At 70.2% G+C, this 23,089-nt stretch carries 17 protein-coding genes and 1 riboswitch; of the genes, 15 read left to right on the forward strand and 2 right to left on the reverse strand.

Going from position 1 to position 23,089, the window contains the following annotated elements; translation table 11 throughout:
* Positions 1 to 41: 41 nt before the first annotated feature.
* From ACFQWG_RS12275 to tadA, 10 genes are all read left to right on the forward strand, one after another.
* Entirely contained in the window at positions 42 to 1,145 is a 1,104-nt protein-coding gene (locus tag ACFQWG_RS12275; protein ID WP_380975726.1) for a carbohydrate ABC transporter permease, read from the forward strand.
* Positions 1,142 to 2,050 (forward strand): carbohydrate ABC transporter permease, encoded by a 909-nt coding sequence (locus ACFQWG_RS12280; RefSeq protein ID WP_380975728.1) that lies wholly within the window; start codon positions 1,142 to 1,144, stop codon positions 2,048 to 2,050. Before ACFQWG_RS12275 ends, ACFQWG_RS12280 begins: the two co-directional genes overlap by 4 nt.
* Positions 2,047 to 4,131 (forward strand): glycogen debranching N-terminal domain-containing protein, encoded by a 2,085-nt coding sequence (locus ACFQWG_RS12285; protein ID WP_380975730.1) that lies wholly within the window; start codon positions 2,047 to 2,049, stop codon positions 4,129 to 4,131. Before ACFQWG_RS12280 ends, ACFQWG_RS12285 begins: the two co-directional genes overlap by 4 nt.
* A gap of 42 nt (positions 4,132 to 4,173) precedes the next feature.
* Positions 4,174 to 4,245, forward strand: a riboswitch (Fluoride riboswitch).
* Positions 4,246 to 4,287: 42 nt separating this feature from the next.
* Positions 4,288 to 4,875 (forward strand): universal stress protein, encoded by a 588-nt coding sequence (locus ACFQWG_RS12290; protein WP_380975732.1) that lies wholly within the window; start codon positions 4,288 to 4,290, stop codon positions 4,873 to 4,875.
* Positions 4,863 to 5,441: a FluC/FEX family fluoride channel gene (locus ACFQWG_RS12295; RefSeq protein WP_380975734.1), complete on the forward strand. Its 579-nt coding sequence runs from the start codon at positions 4,863 to 4,865 to the stop codon at positions 5,439 to 5,441. The genes ACFQWG_RS12290 and ACFQWG_RS12295 overlap by 13 nt, the downstream gene beginning before the upstream one ends.
* Complete coding sequence (locus tag ACFQWG_RS12300) at positions 5,438 to 5,809, forward strand: fluoride efflux transporter FluC (RefSeq protein ID WP_380975736.1); 372 nt, start codon at positions 5,438 to 5,440, stop codon at positions 5,807 to 5,809. The genes ACFQWG_RS12295 and ACFQWG_RS12300 overlap by 4 nt, the downstream gene beginning before the upstream one ends.
* Before the next feature lie 175 nt (positions 5,810 to 5,984).
* Positions 5,985 to 6,977 carry a methionine ABC transporter ATP-binding protein gene (locus ACFQWG_RS12305; protein WP_380975738.1) on the forward strand — a complete coding sequence of 331 codons (993 nt, stop codon included), beginning with the start codon at positions 5,985 to 5,987 and terminating at the stop codon, positions 6,975 to 6,977.
* A complete protein-coding gene (locus ACFQWG_RS12310) occupies positions 6,974 to 7,753 on the forward strand; it encodes a methionine ABC transporter permease (RefSeq protein WP_291498149.1) in 780 nt (259 codons plus the stop codon). The genes ACFQWG_RS12305 and ACFQWG_RS12310 overlap by 4 nt, the downstream gene beginning before the upstream one ends.
* A gap of 81 nt (positions 7,754 to 7,834) precedes the next feature.
* The gene (locus ACFQWG_RS12315) at positions 7,835 to 8,710 is read left to right on the forward strand and encodes a MetQ/NlpA family ABC transporter substrate-binding protein (RefSeq protein ID WP_380975741.1); all 876 of its coding nucleotides are present in this window, start codon (positions 7,835 to 7,837) and stop codon (positions 8,708 to 8,710) included.
* A 367-nt stretch (positions 8,711 to 9,077) separates the two neighbouring features.
* Positions 9,078 to 9,950 (forward strand): tRNA adenosine(34) deaminase TadA, encoded by an 873-nt coding sequence (tadA, locus tag ACFQWG_RS12320; protein ID WP_380976333.1) that lies wholly within the window; start codon positions 9,078 to 9,080, stop codon positions 9,948 to 9,950.
* A gap of 93 nt (positions 9,951 to 10,043) precedes the next feature.
* On the opposite strand, the gene ACFQWG_RS12325 is transcribed toward tadA, so the two are convergent.
* Positions 10,044 to 10,610 (reverse strand): TetR/AcrR family transcriptional regulator, encoded by a 567-nt coding sequence (locus tag ACFQWG_RS12325; RefSeq protein WP_380975743.1) that lies wholly within the window; start codon positions 10,608 to 10,610, stop codon positions 10,044 to 10,046.
* A 288-nt stretch (positions 10,611 to 10,898) separates the two neighbouring features.
* On the opposite strand from ACFQWG_RS12325, the gene ACFQWG_RS12330 reads away from it, so the two are divergent.
* Together ACFQWG_RS12330 and ACFQWG_RS12335 are read left to right on the forward strand one after the other, a co-directional pair.
* Positions 10,899 to 15,728 (forward strand): acyl-CoA dehydratase activase-related protein, encoded by a 4,830-nt coding sequence (locus ACFQWG_RS12330; RefSeq protein WP_380976335.1) that lies wholly within the window; start codon positions 10,899 to 10,901, stop codon positions 15,726 to 15,728.
* Between the two features lie 318 nt (positions 15,729 to 16,046).
* Positions 16,047 to 16,952, forward strand: coding sequence for a Sir2 family NAD-dependent protein deacetylase (locus ACFQWG_RS12335; RefSeq protein WP_380975744.1), 906 nt, complete (start codon positions 16,047 to 16,049; stop codon positions 16,950 to 16,952).
* Positions 16,953 to 17,061: 109 nt separating this feature from the next.
* Here ACFQWG_RS12335 and ACFQWG_RS12340 read toward each other — a convergent pair whose 3' ends face one another.
* Entirely contained in the window at positions 17,062 to 17,397 is a 336-nt protein-coding gene (locus tag ACFQWG_RS12340) for an IS630 family transposase (RefSeq protein ID WP_380975746.1), read from the reverse strand.
* A gap of 346 nt (positions 17,398 to 17,743) precedes the next feature.
* Between ACFQWG_RS12340 and cas3 the strand changes: the two genes are divergently transcribed.
* The 3 genes from cas3 to casB are packed head-to-tail and all read left to right on the forward strand — an operon-like array spanning position 17,744 to position 23,066.
* Positions 17,744 to 20,728, forward strand: a complete 2,985-nt coding sequence (cas3, locus tag ACFQWG_RS12345; protein WP_380975748.1) for a CRISPR-associated helicase Cas3' — start codon at positions 17,744 to 17,746, stop codon at positions 20,726 to 20,728.
* On the forward strand, positions 20,725 to 22,377 hold the full coding sequence (gene casA / locus ACFQWG_RS12350) for a type I-E CRISPR-associated protein Cse1/CasA (RefSeq protein WP_380975750.1): 1,653 nt from the start codon (positions 20,725 to 20,727) through the stop codon (positions 22,375 to 22,377). Before cas3 ends, casA begins: the two co-directional genes overlap by 4 nt.
* Positions 22,374 to 23,066: a type I-E CRISPR-associated protein Cse2/CasB gene (gene casB / locus ACFQWG_RS12355; protein ID WP_380975752.1), complete on the forward strand. Its 693-nt coding sequence runs from the start codon at positions 22,374 to 22,376 to the stop codon at positions 23,064 to 23,066. The genes casA and casB overlap by 4 nt, the downstream gene beginning before the upstream one ends.
* Positions 23,067 to 23,089: the final 23 nt, after the last annotated feature.

A 23,089-nucleotide genomic window follows, 5' to 3' on the forward strand; every position in this document is an offset into this window, starting at 1 on the left:
ACCGCGCGGAGACGACCGGGAAGGGAAGAAGGGAGGACCATATGCGCCCGCTCGCACGCCGCAATGCACCCGCCCGCCGCGGCTCGGGCATCCGGGCCGGCGAGGCGCGAGCCGGGTGGATGTTCGTCTCGCCGGTGGTCCTCGTCCTCGGGGTCTTCCTCGTCGTCCCGATGCTGATGGCCCTGTGGGTGAGCGTCTCGGACTGGGGAGGCCGCGGATCGCCGTTCTCCTCGGACGTGTCCTTCATCGGACTGGGCAACTACGCTTCCGTCCTCACCGACGGGGGCCTGGCCGAGCGGGACTTCGCAACGTCCCTGCGCAACAGCCTGTGGTACACGCTCCTGGTCGTGCCCGTCCAGACGGTCGTGGCCCTGATGCTGGCCGTGCTGGTCAACCGCGAGGACATCCGAGGGCGGGGCTTGTTCCGGACGGCCTACTACTTCCCCTCGGTGACCTCGACCGTCGCGATCACCGTGCTGTGGCTCTTCCTGTTCAACGCGACCGGGGCGGTCAACAGGGTGCTGTCCTGGTTGGGCATCAACGGGCCGAACTGGTTCAACGACCCCACCGGCATCCTGCTCGGGCTCCAGGGGGCCGCTCCGCCCCGGGCGCTCACCGAACACGGGTTCCTCTCCCTGAGCTGGTCACAGTGGCTCGCGGGACCGTCTCCCGCGATGACCGCGCTGATGATCATGGCCGTCTTCACGACCTCGGGGACGTTCATGCTGCTCTTCCTCTCCGCGTTGCAGGCGCTCGACCCCGCCGTCACGGAGGCCGCGATGGTCGACGGCGCCAACGGGTGGCAGCGCCTGCGGCATGTGACGATCCCGCAGCTGCGCCCCACGATCTTCACGGTGGTGACGCTGGGAGTGATCGGCTGTTGGCAGGTCTTCGACCAGATCTACACCGGCACGGACGGCGGGCCGGGCAAGTCGACCCTCACCCCGGCCTACCTCTCCTACGCGTCGGCATTCCAGTCCCAGCAGTGGGGGCGGGGCGCCGCGATCGCGTTCATCCTCTTCGTCATCATCATCGTGATGACCCTGGTCCAGAACGCCGTCCTGTCCGAGAAGGGCGCCCGGCCGCGACGCGGCCGGCGCCGGCCCGGCCCGGCGCCCGCTCCCCAACGAGAGGTGGGACGATGACCGCTCCCGATCACCGGACGGCTCCCGGCCCGGCGCGCCGTCACGCGGGCCGCGGAACCCGGAGAGGCGCGACCTCCCCCCGCGCCATCGCGTCGCGGAGCCTGCTCTACGCCCTGCTCGTCGCCCTGGCGCTCGTCTACGTCATGCCGTTCCTCATCCAGGTGTCGACGTCCTTCAAGACCGAACCGGACGCCGCGGCGAATCCCGTCAGCCTCATCCCCGGCACGTGGACCACCGCCGCCTACACGAAGCTGTTCCTCAACTCGGACTTCCCGCTGTGGTTCCGCAACTCGCTGGTGGTCACCCTGTGCGTCACCGTGGGCCGCGCGTTCTTCGACTCGCTCGCGGGCTACGCGCTGGCGCGCCTGCATTTCCGGGGACGCGGCGTGATCTTCGCGGGGGTCGTCGCCGTCATGAGCGTGCCCTCCGTGGTCCTGCTCATCCCGAAGTTCCTCGTCATCAAGCAGCTGGGCATCTACGATGCCTACGCCGGGATGATCCTGCCGCTCCTGGTCGACGCCGGCGGCGTCTTCATCATGAAGAACTTCTTCGAGTCGGTCCCGGCGAGCGTGGAGGAGCAGGCCCGCGTGGACGGGGCGGGGACCTTCCGGATCTTCTGGTCCATCGTCCTGCCGATGGCTCGGCCCGCCCTGGTCACCATCGTCATCATGTCGTTCCAGGGCTCGTGGAACGAGCTGAGCCACTTCATCGTCTCGACCCAGGATCCGGCGCTCACCACGCTGACGAAGGGCGTCGCCTCGTTGGCGTCCGGGCAGCTCTCGGCCGGGACGCAGTACCCGCTCAAGCTGGCTGCCGCGCTCGTCATGACGATTCCGGTCGCCCTCCTCTTCTTCGTCTTCCAGCGCCGCATCATGAACACCTCAGAAGGAGCCGTCAAGCAGTGAACGACACCGAGCCCGCGGGGAACCGGCCCCCAGTCCCGCCCTCGACGGCCGGCCCCGAGGCGCCGGCGGCCGGCCGCCAACCCCTCCTCCACGACGCGATCAGCCTGATCTCAGCGCCCCACCAGGTGTGGAGCCGCCCGGACGGGGACATGCGGGCTCCGATCGACGGGATCTACAGCGCCGACACGCGGGTGGCGGCCGACGTCCGGCTCGAGGTCGCCGGCGCGGCCCCGGAGTCCATCGCGACGGAGAGGATCTCCGCGCGCACCGCGGTCTTCACCTCTCTGGCGCGCGCGGCGGATGACGGGGCGGCCGACCCCCGCGTCGTCGTGGCGCGCCGGCGCACCCTGGGCTCGGACGGGTTCGAGGAGGTGATCTCCGTGGCGAACGCCCTCGGCCACGAGGTGGAGGTTCCCGTGACGCTGTCCGCCACGGTCGGGGCCCAGAGCCTCCAGCGGATCAGGGCGGGCGTGACGGAGAAGCCGGAGGGCGACGTCGCGGACGCCGGCGGCGGCTCATGCGTCCTCACCGCGAGCGATGCCCGCGCCGACCTCGGGGCCGAGGGCGCGCAGATGGAGGTCTCGGGCCACCGCGTGAGATGGTCCTGGCGGCTCGCCGTTCCCCCTGGGGGGGAGGCCCACGTGGCATGGCGGGTGCGCCCCCATGCCGGGGCGCGCGCCGTCGACGGAGTGCGGGGGCCGCAGGCCGCGCCGGCCTGGAACGGGGTCCGCGTCACGTCCTCGGACGAGCGTCTGTCTCGGTGGGTCGCCGCCGCGCTCGGGGACCTCGACGCCCTGCGGATGACCGCCGTCGCCGTCCCCGACCAGCCGTTCATCGCGGCGGGGGCGCCCTGGTTCTTCACCCTCTTCGGGAGGGACTCGCTGTGGACGGCGCGTTTCCTCCTCCCCCTGGGCACCGGGCTGGCGGAGTCGACGCTGAGGGCGCTGGCCGCGTTCCAGGGCACGCGCGTCGACACCGCCACCGCCGAGGAGCCGGGGAAGATCCTGCACGAGCTGCGCGCCGGCGAACTCGTCATCCCCGGTGAGGGCATCACCCTGCCTCCCCGGTACTACGGGACCATCGACGCGACACCCCTATGGATCTGCCTGCTCCACGACGCCTGGCGGTGGGGGATGGAAGAAGCGGCCCTGGGGGACCTCCTGCCGCACCTTCGCGCGGCCCTGGGGTGGATGCGCGACCACGGCGACTCCGATGGCGACGGGCTGTTGGAGTACGTCGACCGTTCCGGGCACGGCCTGTCCAACCAGGGGTGGAAGGACTCCGGGGACTCCGTGCAATGGCATGACGGGACCATCGCCCGCGGCCCGATCGCGCTGTGCGAGGTCCAGGCCTACGCCCACGAGGCCGCCGTCGGCGGGGCCGAGATCCTCGAGCACGTCGGCGACGGGGAGGCCGCTCGGTGGTGGCGAGGCTGGGCGGCGGAGCTGAGGGCGAGGTTCCGGGACCGGTTCTGGGTCGAGCGCCCCGACGCGGCCGGCCGGACACGGCGTTTCCCGGCGATCGCACTCGACGCCGACAAACGGCCCGTCGACTCCCTGACCTCCAACATCGGCCATCTCCTGGGGACGGGGCTCCTCGATCCCGAGGAGGAGGGAGCGGTCGCCGGCCTGCTGGCGGGGCCCGACATGGACTCCGGATTCGGACTGCGCACGCTGTCGGCGTTGGACGGGGGGTTCTGGCCGCTGAGCTACCACGGCGGGTCCGTATGGACCCACGACACGGCCATCTCCATCATGGGACTGGTCCGCAGCGGGCACGGGCGCGGCGCGCTCCCCCTGGCGGAGGGGCTGCTGGCCGCCGCCGAGGGGTTCGGCTTCCGCGTCCCCGAGCTGCACTCCGGCGAGGCGCGCCGGGCCTCCGGCCGGCCGGTCCCCTACCCGGCCGCCTGCCGGCCGCAGGGCTGGTCGGCCGCCGCCGCGGTGGCCGTGGCCGGATCCCTGCTCGGCCTGGAGCCGGACCGCGAGGGGCGCCGCCCGCTCGTCCACCCGGTGGAGGGGGCGCCGCATATCTCGATCGAGGGCGTGCGCTGGGGCGGGGAGCCGTTCACCGTGGCCGGATGACCCGGGTGGGCGCGTCGTCGTTCCCGGGGGACGAGCCGCTAGAGTGGGCACGGCGATGGATCCCGCCTGGGCGCTGCCCGAACCGCCGCGACGGCTGATGGTTCCTGCCCGGTCGATGACTGCGGGCAGGAGTGCGCCCGCGGAAGGGAGCCCGCCATGGGACCAGCACGCGTCCCCCAGCCCAGCCTCGAGAGGATGGTGCCCTTCCCCGCCCACCCGGTCCTCGTCGGGGTCGTCCCCGGGCAGGATCCGCTGGTCCTGCGCACGGCCGCGGCTCTCGCGAGGGCGGTCGGAGCCGCTCGCCTCGACGCCGCCTACGTCGACACCTCGCGGGTCGTCGTCGACGAGCTGCCCGACGGCACGGTGAGGCACGCGCCGATGGATCCCGACGCCGAGGGCGGGGACTGGCGAGCCGCCCGCGACCTGCTCGCCCGCCAGATCGGGGAGGCCCTGGGGGAGGTCCCGGCGGACGAGGGCGGCGCCGCCGAGCCGGGAGGGATCCCCTGGAGGCTCTGGTATCTGGCGGGGCGGCCCGACCGCTCGCTCACGCACCTCGCCCGCGCGACCGACGCCTCGGTGATCGTCGTCGGAGCGCGCCGCGCCCGCAGCGCCCGCGGCCAGATCCGGGAGCTCGTCGAGGGCTCCGTCTCCGTCCACCTCGCCCACCATCAACACCGTCCGGTCCTCACGGTGCCGACCGACGTCGTCGACTGGAAGGAGCTGCCGGCCTCATGGACGCACTGACCAGCGCCTCTCCAGAGGCCGGGGATGGGGCGTGCGGGCGCCCTTCGCCGGCGGCGCCGTCCTCGGCGATCGCCCCGAACCCGGAGCCCCGCCCCGATCGGTCCGCCCGGCCCATGCCCGTGGCGGCGTGGCTGCCGGTCATCGTGGCCGGCGGCATGGCCGGGACCACCGCGCGCGCTGTGCTGGAGGCGGCCTTCCCCGCCGCCCCCGGAGCGGTGCCGTGGACCACGCTCGCGATCAACGTCGCCGGGTCCGTCCTCCTGGGCGCTCTGCTGCAGGGCCTGGCCCTGTCGGGCGACGACCGCGGGTGGCGCAAGGCCGTGCGCCTGGGCGTCGGCACGGGGGTGATCGGCGGGTTCACCACCTACTCGACTTTCGCCCTGGAGACAGTCCGGCTCCTCGGCGGCGGCGCGGCGTGGACGGGGGCCGCCTATGCGGCCGGCAGCGCGGCGGCGGGGCTGACGGCTGCGGCGGCCGGGATCCGCCTCGCGGAGATCGCCGCCACCCGCGTCCGGGCCCGTGCCGGATCGCGGCCTCGGCGACGCCTGCGGGAGGAGCGCGCATGAACGCCTGGGACTCGTTCCTCCTGGCACTCGCCGGGGGATGCGGGGCGGCCGCGCGCTTCCTCGTCGACTCGTGGGTGACGCGGCACGTCCGCGCATCGGTGCCGGTGGGGACGCTCGTCGTCAACGTCGGCGCATGCTTCCTCATCGGGCTGGTCGCCGGCTGGGCGCTGCGCCAGGCCGGCTCCGCGGTCCCGGGCATCCTGGGCACCGGGTTCCTCGGCGGCTACTCGACCTTCAGCACCGCCAGCGTCGAGGGCGCCCGCCTGCTCCTGGCCGGCCGCCTGTGGGAGGCCGCGGCCCACGCCGGAGGCATGCTGGCCGGAGGCCTCGCGGCGGCGGCGCTGGGGCTGGCCCTCGCCGGCATGTGATGGAGCCCCCGTCCACCATCCGGCGGATTGTGACGGCCCGTTTGGGGGCCGGCGGGGCGGGCCCGTATGCTGTCGGAGGCCATCCAGAGCAGCCGAGAGACCTGGCTCAGTGACACTGCAGCAACCCCCGGACCCGGTGAGGGTGCTTCCGCCAGGGCACGATGGAGGAATGTCGATGATCGATCTGCAGGGGGTCCGCAAGGTCTACCCCGTCAAGGGGGGCGCGGAGGTCGTCGCCCTGGACGACGTCACCCTGCACGTCGAACGCGGTTCCATCCACGGCATCGTCGGCCAGTCCGGGGCGGGCAAGTCCACGCTCATCCGCTGCCTGACCGTGCTGGACCGCCCGACCGCCGGGCACATCATCGTCGACGGCGTCGACACCACGACCCTGCGGGGACGGGACCTGCGCGACGCCCGCCGCCGCATCGGCATGGTCTTCCAGTCCGCCAACCTGCTGGACGCCCGCACCGCCGCCGGCAACATCGCCTACCCCCTCCAGGTGGAAGGGCAGAAGAAGGAGCAGATCCGCCCGCGCGTCCAGGAGCTCCTGGACCTCGTGGGCCTGGGGGACCGCGGCGGCTCCTACCCCTCGCAGTTGTCCGGCGGGCAGCGCCAGCGCGTCGGCATCGCCCGCGCCATGGCGGACCTGCCGAAGGTCCTCCTCTGCGACGAGCCCACCTCGGCGCTGGACGGCTCCTCCACCCGCCAGATCCTGGCCCTGCTGCGCCAGGTGCGCGACACGTCGGGGGTCACCGTCGTCATCATCACCCACGAGATGGGCGTCGTGCGGGAGATCTGCGACTCCGTCACCCTGCTCAGCCACGGCCGGGTCGTCCAGACCGGCACGGTGCAGGAGGTCCTCTCCGACGCGACCTCGCCGCTGGCGCGCGAGCTGGTGCCCGCCCCCTCCGTCGAGGAGGCCGACCTGCGCTCGGGGACGACGTTGCTCGACGTGATGTTCACCTCGACGCCGGGCGTGCCCACCGGTGCCAGCGTCCTCAACCTGGCGGCCTCGATGGGAGCCGACGTCGCGGCCGGAACCTTCGAGTCGATCGGATCCACGCAGGTGGGCAGGCTGGCGCTGGCCGTGCCGGACTACCAGTCGGAGGCGATCCTGCGCCAGCTGCGGGAACTGGGCATCCACGCCGAGGAGCGTGCCGCATGAGCGCCGTCATGTCCGCCCTCGCCGACCTCGCGCTCCTGCCGGGCTCGGGCGCGCTTCCGGGCCACGGCCTCCTGGCCGGGGCGGCGCTCCTCCCGGGGGCCAAGGGCGATCCGACTTGGCTGGACAATCCCGCGCTCACCAAGCAGTTCCTGCCCGCGATCGGCGAGACGCTCCTGATGACCGGCTTCTCCACCCTGTTCACGGTGGCCCTCGGGCTTCCACTGGGGCTCTTCATGGTGCAGACCTCGGACTCGGGCCTCACCCCCCACCGGACGTTCCACCGGGTGGCCGGCACGATCATCAACATCATGCGGTCGTTCCCGTTCATCATCCTCATCATCGCGATGCTGCCCCTCACCCGCCTCCTGGTGGGCACGACGCTGGGATGGCAGGCGACCGTGGTGCCCCTGGTCGTGGGTGCCGTCCCCTTCTTCGCCCGGCTGGTGGAGACGAATGTCCACGCCGTCGACCCGGGAAAGATCGAGGCCGCCCAGATGGTGGGGGCCAGTAACCGGAGCATCCGCTGGGGCGTGCAGACGCGTGAGGCCCTCCCCAGCCTCGTGCAGTCGACGACGACCCTGGCGATCACCCTCATCGGCTACTCCGCCATGGCCGGCGCCGTCGGAGGCGGAGGCCTGGGGCAGATGGCGATCAACTACGGGTACAACCGATTCCAGTCGGACGTCATGATCAGCACGGTCATCGCGATCATCGTCATCGTCCAGCTCATCCAGTGGGTCGGCGACATGGCCAGCCGGCTGGTGGACCACCGCTGAACCACCACCAGCCGGGACCCCTCGAACGGTCAGCCCCCTCTTGACGTCCCATCGACACGGACAGGAACAGGAACAACTCTCATGCGCAGCACACGATCTCTTGCCGTCATCGCCTCTCTGGGCGCCGCCGCCGCACTCGCGCTGGCAGGCTGCTCGCAGGGCTCGGACTCCTCGGACTCTGGAGACGCCGCCTCCGGCGACGCCGCGGGCAGCGGGGCCTCCGGCTCCGTCATCACGCTGAACGTCGGCGCGTCCCCGACGCCCCACGCGAAGATCCTGCAGTACATCCAGGACAACCTCGCGGCGGACGCGGGGCTGGACCTCAACATCGTCGAGTACTCCGACTACGTCCAGCCCAACGTCGCGCTCAACGACGGCTCCCTGGATGCGAACTACTTCCAGACCGTCCCCTACCTCGAGCAGCAGGAGGAGGAGTCCGGCTACGACTTCACCGCCGGCGAGGGCGTCCACCTGGAGCCGCTGGCCATCTACTCGGACAAGATCGCCGATCTGGCCGACTTCCCCGAGGGCGGGACCATCGGCATCATCTCCGACACCGCGAACCAGTCGCGCGCGCTGGCGCTGCTGGCCGACAACGGCTTCGTCGAGCTGCCCGCCGACGGCACCGACGCGAACGTCAACACGGTCACAAAGCTGAAGGACTTCGACTTCCAGGAGGTCGAGGGCGCCCAGCTGGTCCGCTCCCTCCAGGATGTCGACCTCGCCGTCATCAACGGCAACTACGCCCAGGAGGGCGGCCTGTCCCAGGCCGACGACGCCCTGGCCGTCGAGTCCGCCGAGAACAACCCCGCGGTCAACGTCCTTGTGTGGAAGACCGACGTCAGCGGCGACAAGAAGGCGGGCGTCGAGAAGCTGGAGGAACTCCTCCACTCCGACGAGGTCAAGCAGTTCATCGAGGACACCTGGACGGACGGCTCCGTCATCCCCGCGTTCTGATCCCGTTCCGCGGCGCTTGGGTTGGCGGGGTTCTGAGGGGCTCGCCCAGGATCGACGAGGGCGACTCTGGCTCTGACGGGGCCGGCGGTCGCCCTCGCCCCCGTGGTCCTGCGGGCGATGTCACCTGAGAAAGGGCTCGGACGTCCTATTCTACCGACCGATCGATATGGCATGCTCCTCGTCTGCCACCGACGCGGACGGATCCCGGTCATCGCAGGTACGGCGTCGCCGTGTGGGTCGGGTTCCGCCTCGTCCTCATGCCGCAATGGGCACCGCGCCCGCCCGTCGAGGCTGGCCCCGCGGTCGATGCGCCCGGGGCGCCGGGCATGTCGCGACCCGGGCACGGTAGTCTGGCGACGTGGTCTCAATGGATCGTCTGCGCGAGGCAATGGGACGGGCTCTGTTCCTTGCGGACAAGGCCCGTGGCAATGACGACGTGCCCGTCGGGGCCGTCGTCCTGGACTCCACCGGCCGGATCATCGGGCAGGGCTGGAACCAGCGGGAGCTGCACCACGATCCCTCCGCGCATGCCGAGATCATCGCCCTGCGCGATGCCGGGGAGCGTCTGGGCCGCTGGAACCTGGTCGGGTGCACGCTGGTGGTCACGCTGGAACCGTGCACGATGTGCGCGGGCGCCATCGTCCAGGCCCGCATCGACCGGGTCGTCTTCGCCGCGTGGGATCCGAAGGCTGGCGCCGCGGGCTCCGTGCGCGACGTCCTGCGCGACTCGCGCCTCAACCATCAGGTCGAGGTCGTCGGCGGCGTCCTCGAGGAGGAGGCCTCGATCCAGCTCCGCGGGTTCTTCGCGGACCGGCGCTCGCGGGGGCCCGCGTCGGCGGGGAGCGCCGGAGCGGGGGCTCTGGCGCTCCCCGCGCGTTCGGACCGGTCTGGTGCCGTGGCGCCGGTCCAGGGCCCGGTGTCCGCTCCCGCCGCAATCCCCGTTCCCCCGCCTCCGGCCCGGTCCCAGATGTCGGTCCCCCCTCTGGGCTCCGCGTCGCGCCGCCGGTCCTGGGAGACCTCGGACAGGCCCGGGGAGGTCCTCCCGGCCTTCCCGCCCTCGGATCGCCCGGCCCCGGCCCCGGTTCCGTCCCGGCCGACGTCGAGGACATCGCCTGTCGCGCCCGCCGCGCCCCGCGGCCTGCCCCCCGAACGTCCGGCCGCCGAGGACCCCGTCGATCGGCCCGCTCCGAGCCAGGGCCTCCATGTGCGCCGCCACCAGCACGGCGGCCCTCGCCACTGAGACTCCCGCGCCGGTCCGGCGGTCCCGGGCGCCGGGCACTTCGGCGAGTCTGGTCGATCTCTGCGCGCCGATAGAGTCCGGGCTTGCTCAGACTCAGTCCAGATGCGTCACGACGCGGTCGATGCGCGACTGGATGATGGGGGCCATGAAGGCGACCAGACGCTTCTCGGGCATCGAGGCCAGGGGCTCCAGCCGCACGGCGTAGCGCATCGTGGCGATGCCGTACATCATGGCCATGATGAGCTCGATCTGCTCGCCGACGTCATCGGCGTCGTCGCCGAAGAAGGCCGCGACCTTCCCCAGGATGTCGGAGCGGAAGTAGGCGCGGAAGCGTTGGCTGGTCTGGGCGTCCGTGATGAGCGCGCGCATGAGGGCGAGCATCGTGTCGCCGGTGATCCGCTCCTCGTAGATCGACAGCGCATAGTGGAGGATGCGCTCCGCCACCCCGTCCAGGCCGCCCGAGAGCACGGAGATCACCTCGTCGGCCGGGTCGATGGGGAGGTTGAGGCTCTCGCGGAACAGGCGCTGCTTCGACCCGAAGTAGTACCCCACCATCGCGGAGTCGCATCCCGCCCGGCGCGCGACCGAGCGCATCGTGGTGCCGTCGTAGCCGCGTTCGAGGAATTCCTCGCGGGCGGCCGACCGGATGCGGGCGCGCACGGCGCCGCGTTCCCCGCTGGGTCCGCGCGGACGGGAGGCGCGCCGCCGGCGTCCCGCAGGGGAGGCCGCCCCATTTTTCGTCACGCTTTCTGTGCTGTTATTCGCCGAGGGGATTTCATCACCGGGACGAAAGTCCTGTATATGTCCGTCGGCGTGGATCTCGCCTGTTTCTGCGGCTTTCCGCGGTGCGCCTGCCATGTCTCCACTCTAATTTCAACACTGTAGAAATTCCTGGCATTCGACCCTACGTTCGCAATGGGAGTCGGCGTGAGGAGGAGGGCCATGACGATGGGAACCGAGCGACCCGCAGAGTCTCGGGACATCCTGGACCGTCCTTTGCGCCTGGGCATCGACGTCGGCTCGACCACCGTCAAGGCCGTCCTGCTGGAGGGGAACCGGGTCGCCTTCTCCGACTACCGCCGCCACAACGCCGACGTGCGACGCGAACTCGGCCGCCTCCTCGGGGACATCGAGGCCGCCCGGCCCGGCGTCGAAGTCCACGCCGCGATCACCGGATCGGGCGGCCTGTCCGCGGCGCGGGCCATCGGCGTCCCCTTCGTCCAGGAGGTCATCGCGGGGACCGAGGCGACACGGCGCCTGCACCCCGAGGTCGATGTCGTCATCGAGCTGGGAGGCGAGGACGCGAAGCTCACCTACCTGCATCCCACGCCCGAGCAGCGCATGAACGGCACCTGCGCGGGCGGCACCGGCGCCTTCATCGACCAGATGGCCACCCTCCTGCGCACGGACGCGGCGGGCCTGGACGAGTTGGCGAGCCGCCATCGGCAGCTCTACCCGATCGCCTCGCGCTGCGGCGTGTTCGCCAAGTCCGACCTCCAACCCCTGCTCAACCAGGGGGCGGCGCACGAGGACCTCGCGGCCTCGATCTTCACCGCGGTGGCCACGCAGACCATCGCGGGGCTCGCCTGCGGGCGCCCGATCCGCGGCACCGTGATGTTCCTGGGCGGCCCGCTCCACTTCCTCCCCCAGCTGCGCGCCGCCTACCAGGAGCTCCTTCCCAAGGTCGACCGCTTCATCACCCCGGACAACGCCCAGCTCTACGTCGCGATGGGCGCGGCCCTGCTGGCCGACGATCCGCGCGTGCAGGGCCGCTCCGCCGACGACGAGCCGGATCCCGCCGCCCAGGACGCCATCGCCGAGCCCGCCTTCTCGGCCTCCGTGATGATCATGGACGAGGACGGCTCCGGTGGAGGTGCCCCCCGTTCCGGGCCGCAGGACGTCACCTTCGAGGACGGTGTGACGCGGCCGGACGGCGGACCCGCGGCCGCCCCCGCGGCTCGGCCCTCGCGCGACCCGCGTCGCCCTCGCCCATTGTCGGGGCTCATCCACGACCTCGCCACGCGGGAGGTCGCCGCCGAGTCCGCGCGCATGCGCCCTCTGTTCCTCACCGAGGAGGAACGGGAGGAGTTCACGGCCCGCCACGGCGGCGAGGTGGTGCCCCAGGCCGGACTGCCGCAGGCGCGGGGACGCTGCTGGCTCGGCATCGACGCGGGGTCGACGACTATCAAGGCGGTGATCCTCGACGAGGACGGTCGCATCGTCTTCACGCACTACGCCTCCAACGAGGGCGACCCGGTGACCGCGGCCGTCGAGATCGTCCGCCGGATCCGCACCGAGATGCCTGAGGGCGCCGTCATCGGGCGGGCGTGCTCGACGGGGTACGGCGAGGGGCTCGTGAAGACCGCTCTCACCCTGGACGAGGGCGAGGTCGAGACGATGGCCCACTACCGGGCCGCGGAGCACCTGCAGCCCGGGGTGACCTCGGTCATCGACATCGGCGGGCAGGACATGAAGTACCTGCGCATCCGGGACCACGCGGTGGACTCGATCTCCGTGAACGAGGCGTGCTCCTCGGGCTGCGGATCGTTCCTGCAGACCTTCGCCGAGACGATGGGAACCGACGTCCGGTCCTTCGCGCGAGCGGCCATGGAGTCCACGAATCCCGTGGACCTGGGGACGCGGTGCACCGTGTTCATGAACTCCTCGGTCAAGCAGGCCCAGAAGGAGGGCGCGGACCCGCGAGACATCGCCGCCGGTCTGAGCTACTCCGTGGTGCGCAACGCGCTGTACAAGGTCATCAAGCTGAAGGACCCCTCGGACTTGGGGGAGCGGGTCGTCGTCCAGGGCGGCACCTTCCTCAACGACTCGGTGTTGCGGGCCTTCGAACTGCTCACCGGCCGACAGGTCGTGCGTCCCGACATCGCGGGGCTGATGGGCGCCTACGGCGCCGCGCTGACGGCCCGCATGCACGACGACGGCACCGGCGAGTCCGGCCTCGCCGCGCTGTCCGACCTCGAGGGCTTCCACGTCGAGACCACCCGCAAGACCTGCCGCCTGTGCCAGAACCACTGCCAGATGACGATCTCGACGTTCTCCAACGGGGAGCGCCACGTCTCGGGCAACCGGTGCGACCGAGGCGCCTCGCTGGAGCGCATCCCGAAGAAGTCCGAGCTGCCGAACATGTTCGACTGGAAGTACAAGCGGATGTTCGGCTACCGCCGCCTCACGGAGGCGAAGGCGTCCCGCGGGGACATCGGGGTCCCCCGCGTGCTCAACATGTACGAGAACTACCCCTTCTGGTTCACGCTGCTCACGACGCTGGGCTTCCGCGTCATGCTGTCCCCCCGCTCCAGCCACGACCTGTTCGAGTCGGGCATGGAGTCGATCCCCTCGGAGAACGTGTGCTACCCGGCCAAACTGGTCCATGGGCACATCGAGGCGCTGCTGGACAAGGGCGTGACCCGCATCTTCTACCCGTGCGTCAGCTTTGAGCAGGAGCTCAGCCCGGGCGCGGACAACCACTTCAACTGCCCGGTCGTGGCCACCTACCCGGAGGTCATCCGCACGAACATGGAGCGCCTGTCCGGGGACGGCGTCGACTTCATCTCCCCCTTCCTCAACCTCTCCAACCGCGAGTACCTGCCCGGGAGGCTGGTCGAGGTCTTCGCCGAGCACGGCATCGACATTCCCGCGGAGGAGATGACCCGGGCGCTGGACGCGGCCTGGGAGGAGGACGCGGCCGTCAAGCGGGAGATTCGCGACAAGGGCGAGGAGTCCCTGGCGTGGATGCGGGGCCATGGCGTGCGCGGCATCGTCCTCGCGGGGCGCCCCTACCATCTGGATCCCGAGATCAACCACGGCATCCCCGAGGTCATCGTCGGCCTCGGCATGGGGGTCCTCACCGAGGACTCCGTGTGCGACGGGCGCTTGGAGCGCCCGCTGCGCGTGCGCGACCAGTGGTCCTACCACTCGCGCCTGTACGAGGCCGCCGCCCGCGTCGGCGACGAGCCCGACCTGGAACTCGTCCAGCTCAACAGCTTCGGCTGCGGCGTCGACGCGATCACCGCCGATCAGGTCCAGGAGATCCTGGAGGGGCGCGGCGACATCCACACCGTCCTCAAGATCGACGAGGTCTCGAACCTTGGCGCGGCTCGGATCCGCCTGCGCTCCCTGGGCGCGGCCGTCGAGGAGCGGCAGGCCGGCCGCGGGTCCGCCCTCGTCGACACCCGGCCGGAAACGGATCCGGCGGCCGCGGCCGCCGCGGAGGAGCGCACGGCGGCGCGCGCCGGCCATGTGCATCCGCGGGCGCGGTTCACCCGGGAGATGAGGGACCAGGGGTGGACGATCCTGGCGCCGCAGATGGCGCCGATCCACTTCCGGCTGGTCGAGCCCGTGCTCCAGGCCGCAGGATACAACGTGCACGTCCTCGAGCACACCAGCCGGGAGTCGAACGAGACGGGCCTGAAGTACGTCAACAACGACGCCTGCTATCCGGCGATCGTCGTCATCGGGCAGCTGCTGGAGGAGTTCGTCTCCGGGCGCGCCGACCCCGGCCGGACGGCGGTCGTCATCACCCAGACCGGCGGCATGTGCCGGGCGACGAACTACGCCTCGCTGCTGCGCAAGGGGCTGCGGGACGCCGGCTATGAGCAGGTGCCGGTCATCGCCGCCTCCATCCAGGGCCTCGAGGACAACCCGGGTTTTGAGATCACGCTGCCCCTGGCCCACAAGGTGATCCGGGCGGCGGTGCTCGGCGACATGCTGCAGTCGATGCTGCTGCGGGTACGGCCCTATGAGAAGGAGCCTGGCGCGGCGATGGCGCTGTACAGGCGCTGGGACGGGATCTGCCGCGAATGGCTGACCAGCGGGCGGGCGCAGGGGCGCCGGGCGTCGTTCCGCGGGCTCGTGCGCCGGTGCGTCGCCGAGTTCGACGCGCTGCCCTTGCGCGACATCGCGCGCAAGCCGCGCGTGGGCCTGGTCGGGGAGATCCTCGTGAAGTTCCACCCCGACGCGAACAACCACGCCGTCGACGTCATCGAGGCCGAGGGGTGCGAGGCGGAGCTTCCCGGGCTCATGCAGTTCTTCCACAACGCGATGGCCAGCGCCCGCTGGAACAAGGCCAACCTGGGCATCGCCGGACGGTCCTCGCGCCTCAAGCCGGTCGCGCTGTGGGCCATGCAGAAGTACGAGGAGCCGGTGCGCCGGGCCTTCCTGGCGACCGGAGGCAAGTTCGAGCCGCACCGGCCGATCCAGGAGATGGCGGCGAGGTCGACGGACATCGCGCAGATGGGCAACCAGGCTGGGGAGGGCTGGTACCTCACCTCCGAGATGGTCGACATGATCGAGCACGGCTGCCCGAACATCATCTGCGCCCAGCCCTTCGCGTGCCTGCCCAACCACATCGTCGGCAAGGGCATGTTCCGCGCGCTGCGCAACCGCTACCCGCAGGCCAACATCGTCGCCGTCGACTATGACCCGGGCGCGAGCGAGGTCAACCAGCTCAATCGCATCAAGCTCATGCTGTCCACCGCGCTCATGGCCCAGGGCGAGGGCGGTGCAGGGGCGGGTGGCGCGCCCGCGGAGGAGGACGCCACCGGCCAACGGGACCGGATCATCTGGGACGGCGGCGACGACGATCAGGTCGAGGAGCTGCTGGCCTCAGGTGCGGGCATGGGATGCCAGGCGTCCTGCCCGCTCGTCGGCATGGCCCTCGCGTCGCTCGGGTCGGAGCCGGCCGGGCCGGGAGGGGAGGGAGTCCTTCCCGAACGCGGTGAGCGGAAGCCCTTGCCGATCGTCGCCGTGACGGACGGCCGCTGATCGCGCGCACGCCGAGGCCGGTCCGTCTCCCACGTCGGCCCCTGGTCCGCTCCCCGCGCCGAGCTCGGTCGTTGGTCCGTGGGCGAGGGCGGCGCCGGTGGCGCCAAGCGAACAAGGAAAGCTCCGCGCCTTGCCTATATCTGCGAAGCGCCCGTTGAATGACATTGCGTGAGGCCAGTATCACTCAACAGGCATGATCGAGGAACTCGTCACCGACCGTGTGCGTGCGAGCGATCAGTCGCGAGCACCTCAAGGACCAGGGGTGCGAAGAACCGCCTGTTACGCGCCCTCGGATTCTCGCCCTCGTACGATGACCGCATGACAACCCCGGCCCCGATGCCCCTGACCCGCCCCTTCCGCGCCATCGGGCCCACGACGGTGGCGACCGGGACGGTCTGCGACGCCGTCGCCGTGCTGGCGGGGAAACGCATCGCGGTCGTGACGGGCGCGGGCGTGTCGACGGACTCGGGGATCCCGGATTACCGAGGGGCGGACTCGCCGGCGCGCACCCCGATGACCTATCAGCAGTTCCGGGACGACCCGGCGTTCCGGCAGCGCTACTGGGCCCGCAACCACATCGGCTGGCGCCACGTCCACGACACGCGGCCCAACGCCGGGCACCGCGCCCTGGCCCAGATGGAGGCGGCGGGGCTGGTCACGGGCGTCATCACGCAGAATGTCGACCTGCTCCACGAGGCGGCGGGGTCGCGCAACGTCATCGACCTGCACGGACGCTACGACCAAGTGGTGTGCTTGGACTGCGGGAGGGTGGAGGACCGCGCGCACCTGGCCGGGCGTCTGGAGGCCCTCAACCCTGGGTTCGCGGAGGCGGTCGGCGGGAGCGTCGTCGACATCGAGGTCGCCCCCGACGCGGACGCCGAGGTCTCCGACGAGCTGGCGCGGGGATTCACGCCCGCCGTGTGCCAGTACTGCGGGGGCGTGCTGAAACCCCAGATCGTCTACTTCGGGGAGACGGTGCCGCGCGAGCGCGCGGATCGGGCGCTGGCGCTCATCGACCGGTCGGAGGCGCTGCTGGTGGCGGGCTCGACCCTGGTCGTCCAGAGCGGTCTGCGACTGGTGAGGCGGGCCGTGGCGGACGGGCTGCCCATCGTCATCGTCAACCGCGGGGCCACGCGCGGGGATCGCTTCGCCACCGTCAAGATCGACGCAGGGGTGTCGGAGACGCTGGCAGGGATGGTCTCCGCGCTGCTCGGGAAGGACTGACGAGGGCAGGAGGGCGTTCCTGCGACGAGCTCCGTCGACGCACCTCCTAGTGTCCTCCGCCGTTGACTCGTTGTAGAAGTGGCCCGAGGGATTTGAGGATCTGGCCGGCTCACTGCAGTAGCTCGCGCGTGACCTTGGCGAAGAGCCGTTCGATCTGGTTGATCCATGACGAGTACGTCGGGGTGAAGTGCATGTGGAACCTTGGGTGCTTCTCCAACCACCGGGTTACTGTCCGGTGCTTGTGCGTGCCGTAGCTGTCACAGATCACGTGGACATCGAGGTCCTCGGGCACCTGCTGGTCGATCTTGGTCAGGAACTTCTTGAACACCACTACCCGGTGCCGGCGGTGGGTGGAGGCGGTCACGGTGCCATCAGTGACGTTCATCGCGGCGAACAGGCTGGTGGTGCCGTGCCAGAAGTAGTCGTGGGCGCGTTTCTCTGGCACCTGTCAGCGTGGCGCAGGCAACGAGAGAGGGGGTTTCGTCCCTGCCGCTACTGTGCAATGTGAGGCAAAGCCTGGTGGGGCGTCCGGCACCGGTACCCCACCACCTCGCATGCGGGTGTCTCTTCGTGGCGGCGTCCGGATGACCGAAGGCTCGTGAGTACCCTTGCGGTCACGGAGCCGGCTGTTCGCCAGCCATGGCTCCGGCGAGGACCGAACGCAGATGCACATGGTCCCCCGTATCGTCTCTCTCGATGAGACCGATTCGACTTCGGCTCGGTCTTCTCTGGAGTTGAATAGGTGTTCGTAGCGCAGCGATGCGCTCTCGACGATCGAGGTGGAGCGGGAATTGCGATTGTTCAAGGCAACCGAACAGCAGAGCCAACCTGTTGCACCACCGGCCTTCCTCTCGCCTGAGGCGTCGTTGGGTGGGGACGATCTTTCGGAGATCGCTCGCAGCATCTGGGCGAAGAGCGACAAGCAGACCGAGCAGAAGTGGCTCCCCCTGTACCAGCACCTCATGGATGCGGCCGACACCGCAGGACGGCTCTTCGACGACTACCTCTCGGATCCGCATCGGGAGCTCCTTGCGCAGATCTGGGAGGGCGACCAGGACAGGGCACGCGCCACGCTGGTCTTCCTCGCGGGCGCCCACGACGTGGGCAAGGCCTCCCTCGAGTTCGTCTGCCAGCACTCTCCGCTCGCCGACCTCGTGCGCGAAGAGGGCCTCGCGGTCCCTCCGAGTGCTGACGTCCCTCACAGATCCCGACTCCCCCACGGGTTCGTCTCACAATTCGCGCTGGAAGACCTGCTGGTCTCGCGCGGGTGCGTGGCGAACAGGGCCCACGGCATCGCCACACTTGTCGGCGTCCACCACGGGCGGTACCCGCGTGCCTCCCAGGTCAAGGAAGCCTTGGAGGATTACCTGTACGGGCCCGGTTCCAAGGACCCCAAGTGGGCGGCGTGCCGGGCTGAGCTCATCGAGTGGATGGCGCGCAGGGCGGGTTTCCCGCTGGACGGGTGGGGCGCAGCCATGCCGGCGATCGGCATCGCTCCGGCCGGTGCATACGCCTCCGCCGTGGTCGTCGCCGATTGGCTCGCCTCGAACGAGGGCTACTTCCCCCTTATCCCGATCCGCGCCGACCAACGCCCACTCGGAGCCGAGCAGCAGAAGCAGCGCGCGGCCGAGGGCTGGCATGAAGCCAGGCTGCCCCGTCCCCTGCAGATCCCTCCACTCGAGGGAGACATCACACGTGCGTACCGCGAACAATTCGGCTGGGGCGAGGACCGCACACCGAATCCGACTCAGACCCGGGCCGCGCAGCTCGTCCGCGACTCCGATGTCGACCTCCTGATCGTCGAGGCGCCCACGGGTTCGGGCAAGACCGAACTTGCGTTGACCGTTGCCGGGGAGATGATCCGTCGTCGTCATCTCCAGGGCGCGATCATCGCCCTGCCCACGCAGGCGACCACTGATGCGATGTTCGAGCGGGTCACACCGTGGGCGCAGTGGATCGCCGCCAAGGTTCCCCAACACGTCGGAGTCCACCTCGCACACGGGCGCAACGATCTCAACCAGGGGTTCCAGGACCTCTACCCGTCGGCGAAGAACCGGGTCCAGACCTTCGACGCCGAGGACGACAAGCCCGGCCTCTTCGCGAGCTCCTGGATGGCCAAGCGGTGGCGGTCCACGCTCTCACCCCTGGTGGTCGGCACCATCGACCAGGTCCTGCTTGCTGCGCTCAAATCCCGGCATGTCCTGCTGCGACACCTCGGACTCATGGGCAAGGCTGTCGTCATCGACGAGGTCCATGCCGCCGACACCTACATGGAGACCTACCTCGAAGCCGCCCTCACCTGGCTCGGCATGTACCACGTGCCTGTCGTCTTGCTCTCCGCGACCCTTCCCGGCGAGCGGCGCACGGCGCTTGTGAAGGCCTATCGACGAGGGCGTGCGGGCCGCGAGGACGAGCTGCCCACCGACGTCGGACGCGGCATCGGCTACCCCGTGCTGACCAGCTATTCGGTCGCCGGGGACAGCTTGGAGGTCCACCCGACCGCTGCCTCCCAGATGGACCGGGACCTGCGCCGCAGCATCCGCCCGCTGGTGATCCACGACGAGTCGGACATCGCGGCCTTCCTCGACGACGAACTGGCGGAGGGCGGGTGTGCGGTCGTCATCCGCAACACCGTCATGGCGGCGCAGTCCACGTACGCGGCGTTGGTCGCCCACTTCGGTCGGGATGACATGACCTTGACACATGCCCGCTTCCTCGCCGCCGACAGGGTGACCAAGGACCGGGACATGCTCGACCTGTTCGGTCGGAACTCCACCCATCGACCGCACCGCCACATCGTCGTGGCGACGCAGGTCATCGAGCAGAGCCTCGACGTGGACTTCGACCTCATGCTCACCGATCCGGCACCCATGGACCTGGTCCTCCAGCGCATCGGACGGCTGCACCGCCACCCCGGTCGGGTCCGCCCGTCCGCCCTCGTCGATCCCCGTGCCCATGTGCTGGTGACGGACGTGGGTGAGGAACCGTGGGGGTACCTGAGGGGGTGCGACACGGTCTACGGACGTCACCGGATCCTGCGCTTCCTGGGGATCCTCGCCGACCAAGGCGGCGAGCTGAGGATCGAAGCGCCCGGACAGGTCGCTGAGCTCACCGAGCTCGCCTGCTCCGCCGATTCGGTCGGTCCCGCCGCGTGGCAGGCGCCGATGGAGGAGGCTCGCGAGGCCGATGCACGTGCGCGTGCCCGGTCGGTGGACCGGGCACGGACCTGGTGTCTGGACGGACTGAACCTCACTCGCTGGACAGCCGACGACCTCGAGTCTCACTTCGCGGGGGACGCGAACGACGGGGAGTCCGGGATCGAACGGGCGCGAGGAGTCGTGGCGCGAGCCGCAGTGCGTGACGGTGACGAGCAGATCCCCGTCACGGTGATCCCGGTGGATCCCTTCCAGGGGAACGTGCCCGTGTGGCCGACCTGGATCAAGTCCGAGGATCGTGTCAGCGTCAGGCTCGAGGTCGGCGAGGACATCCCCTCGCAGGTGCTGCACGAGGTGAGGACGTGGACGACGACTCTGGCCCCATGGCAGCTGCGGAACAAGGGCGAGGGCAACGACCAGACCATCGAAGCGGTCGCGAAGGAGATCTGGGACAACCCGGTCCTGCGCGGATGGGTGTGGACGGACAACCCAATGCTGAAGGACGAACTGATCCTGCCCATGACGATGACCGATGAATTCTCCACAACGCTGCACACCACGGTGCACGGGCACGAGCTCGTGTACTCCCCCGAGAGAGGACTTGAGGTGAAGGACCTGTGAACCCCGGCGAGCCCGACTACAACCTGCTCGACGAACCCTGGATTCCCGTCCTGTTGACGGACGGAAGCGTGGAGGCGGTCGGCATTCGAGGCGCCTTTGAACGCAGCACCCAGATCGTCGACCTGGCCTGCGAATTGCCGACCCAGAACGCGGCGGTCCTGCGACTGTTGCTGGCCATCTGTTACCGCGTGATCCCACTTCCCGACATGCAGGCCTACGTGGACCTGGCCTCGGGAGATTTCCCCGTCGACAGGCTCCTCGGCCGGTGCGAGCAGTGGAGGGACAGGTTCTACCTCTTCGGAGGCGCGCACCCCTTCCTCCAGGCTCCGACCCTGCACACCGCGAAGAACGAGGTCTCGGGGCTGGAGAAGATCATTGCGGACGTCCCCAACGGCTCCCAGTTCTTCACCACCCGCAACGGTGCGGCGCTCGAACGGATCAGCCCCGCCGAGGCCGCCCTGTGGCTACTGCACGCCATGGCCTACGACCCGTCGGGGATCCGCTCCGGTGCGGTCGGCGACGACTCGGCGAAGGGTGGGAAAGGGTATCCGATCGGCCCCTCGTGGGTCGGTCAGGTGGGCATGGTCATCCTGCGGGGCGAGACCCTCGACGAAACCCTGGCACTGAACCTGGTGCCGCCGGACTCCGGGGAACTCCAGGGACCCCCACCGTGGAGAACCCCGTGTGTCTGGGAGGACGACGACGCGCCGACGGCCGTGCGTCGCGACTATGTTGACGAGCCGGCACCCATTGCGATTTCCCGGATCCTCACCTGGCCCTCGCGCCGGATCCGCCTGGTGGGCGACCGCAGCGGTGTCACGGGAGTGGTGCTGGCCCAGGGCGACAAGCTCGGCCCCCAGGACATGCAGCGCTACGAGCCCATGGGGTTGTGGCGATACTCCGATCCGCAGTCCAAGAAGCTCAAGCAGAACACCTACATGCCGCGCCTCTACCAGGCGGGCCGGGCGCTGTGGCGCTCGGTCCCGGGGATGCTGCCGACGGTCGCAAAGGTCAAGGGGTATGACGGCTCCATGATCGACCAATTCCTCAACTCGGCGACCCTGGAGTTCATGGCGCACCTCAGCTCGGCGAACCGCGGCGCGATGGGCCGGTTGAGGCTCGAAGCCGTCGGCGTCACCTACGGTCCGCAGAATGCGACCATCGAGGACATCTACCACGACGAGGTGACCCTCTCCGTCACGCTCCTCTCGAGTGCCCGCCCGGAACTGGGACACCTGGTGGACGGCAGCGTCTCGCGGACCGAGGAGGTCTCCGGCATCGTCGCCAACCTCGCCTCCAACCTTGCCCGGGCGGCGGGGGCCAGCGGGGACGGAGCCGGTGACGGAGACCGCGAACGTGCCCGAGAACGCTTCTACGGGGCCGTCGACGGTCCCTACCGTGCCTGGCTGGCCGCCCTCGACGGTGACTCCGACATCGAAGCCGCGAGGGAGCTCTGGGACGACACCCTGCGCGGGATCGCCACGTCGGTGGCGCGCGAGCTCGTCGAGGCCACCCCCGACACGGCCTACGTCGGCCGGAAGGACCGCGGCGCGTACATCAACACCGGAATCGCCGAGAACTACTTCGGGGCCGCCTTGCGCAAGGCCCTTCCACACCTGACCTCCACAACGGAAGGAGACAGCAAGTGACATCGACACCGGAGGTGGCACCCGCCGGCGGGGCCACCGACACCAACCCCGGGGAAGGTCCCTTGCGGACGTCCGACCAGGTCCGCAGACGAGTCCTCCGGGTCGCCGGACACCTGCTGGACGGACAGAGCCCCTATGCCCGGGCCGGGCGCGCACAGCTGCGTTCCGCACTGGGCAAGGAGATCGGATCGGTTCCCGCGATCTGGCAATTCACCGTGGATGGCGGCCCTTCCATCAGGGACGACACCGAACCCACACGAGGAGAGATCGCCGTCCAGACGGCGCTGACCCTGTGGGCCCTGCACCAGGGATCCCACCCCGACTCCATGCACATCACCTCCGAGGCGGGGCGCCGACTCTCCATCGCGGCAGCGGTACGCACTGTGACTGACGCAGAAGGCTCCGACAGGGACCGGCACGAGACACCGATCTACGGTCGCCTCTCCGCCCTCGTGCGGGCCACGACCTTCGACGCGCTGGCCACCCAGGCACGGGGAATCGTCAACCTCCTGTCCAGTGCAGATGTTCCCATGGACTACGGACAATTTGCCGTGGACCTCTTCCAGTGGCAGGACCCCAGGTATCGCTCGACGGTGACCAGACGCTGGGGACGTGACTTCGAACGGACGTCGCGGCCACCGTCGACGGATGCGCCCGCCAACGCCGAGACCTCCTCGGACCCCTCCTGACCACCACAAATCCTCCCCTCATC

This window comes from Schaalia naturae (assembly GCF_042665795.1).
In the GTDB taxonomy this organism is placed as follows: domain Bacteria; phylum Actinomycetota; class Actinomycetes; order Actinomycetales; family Actinomycetaceae; genus Pauljensenia; species Pauljensenia naturae.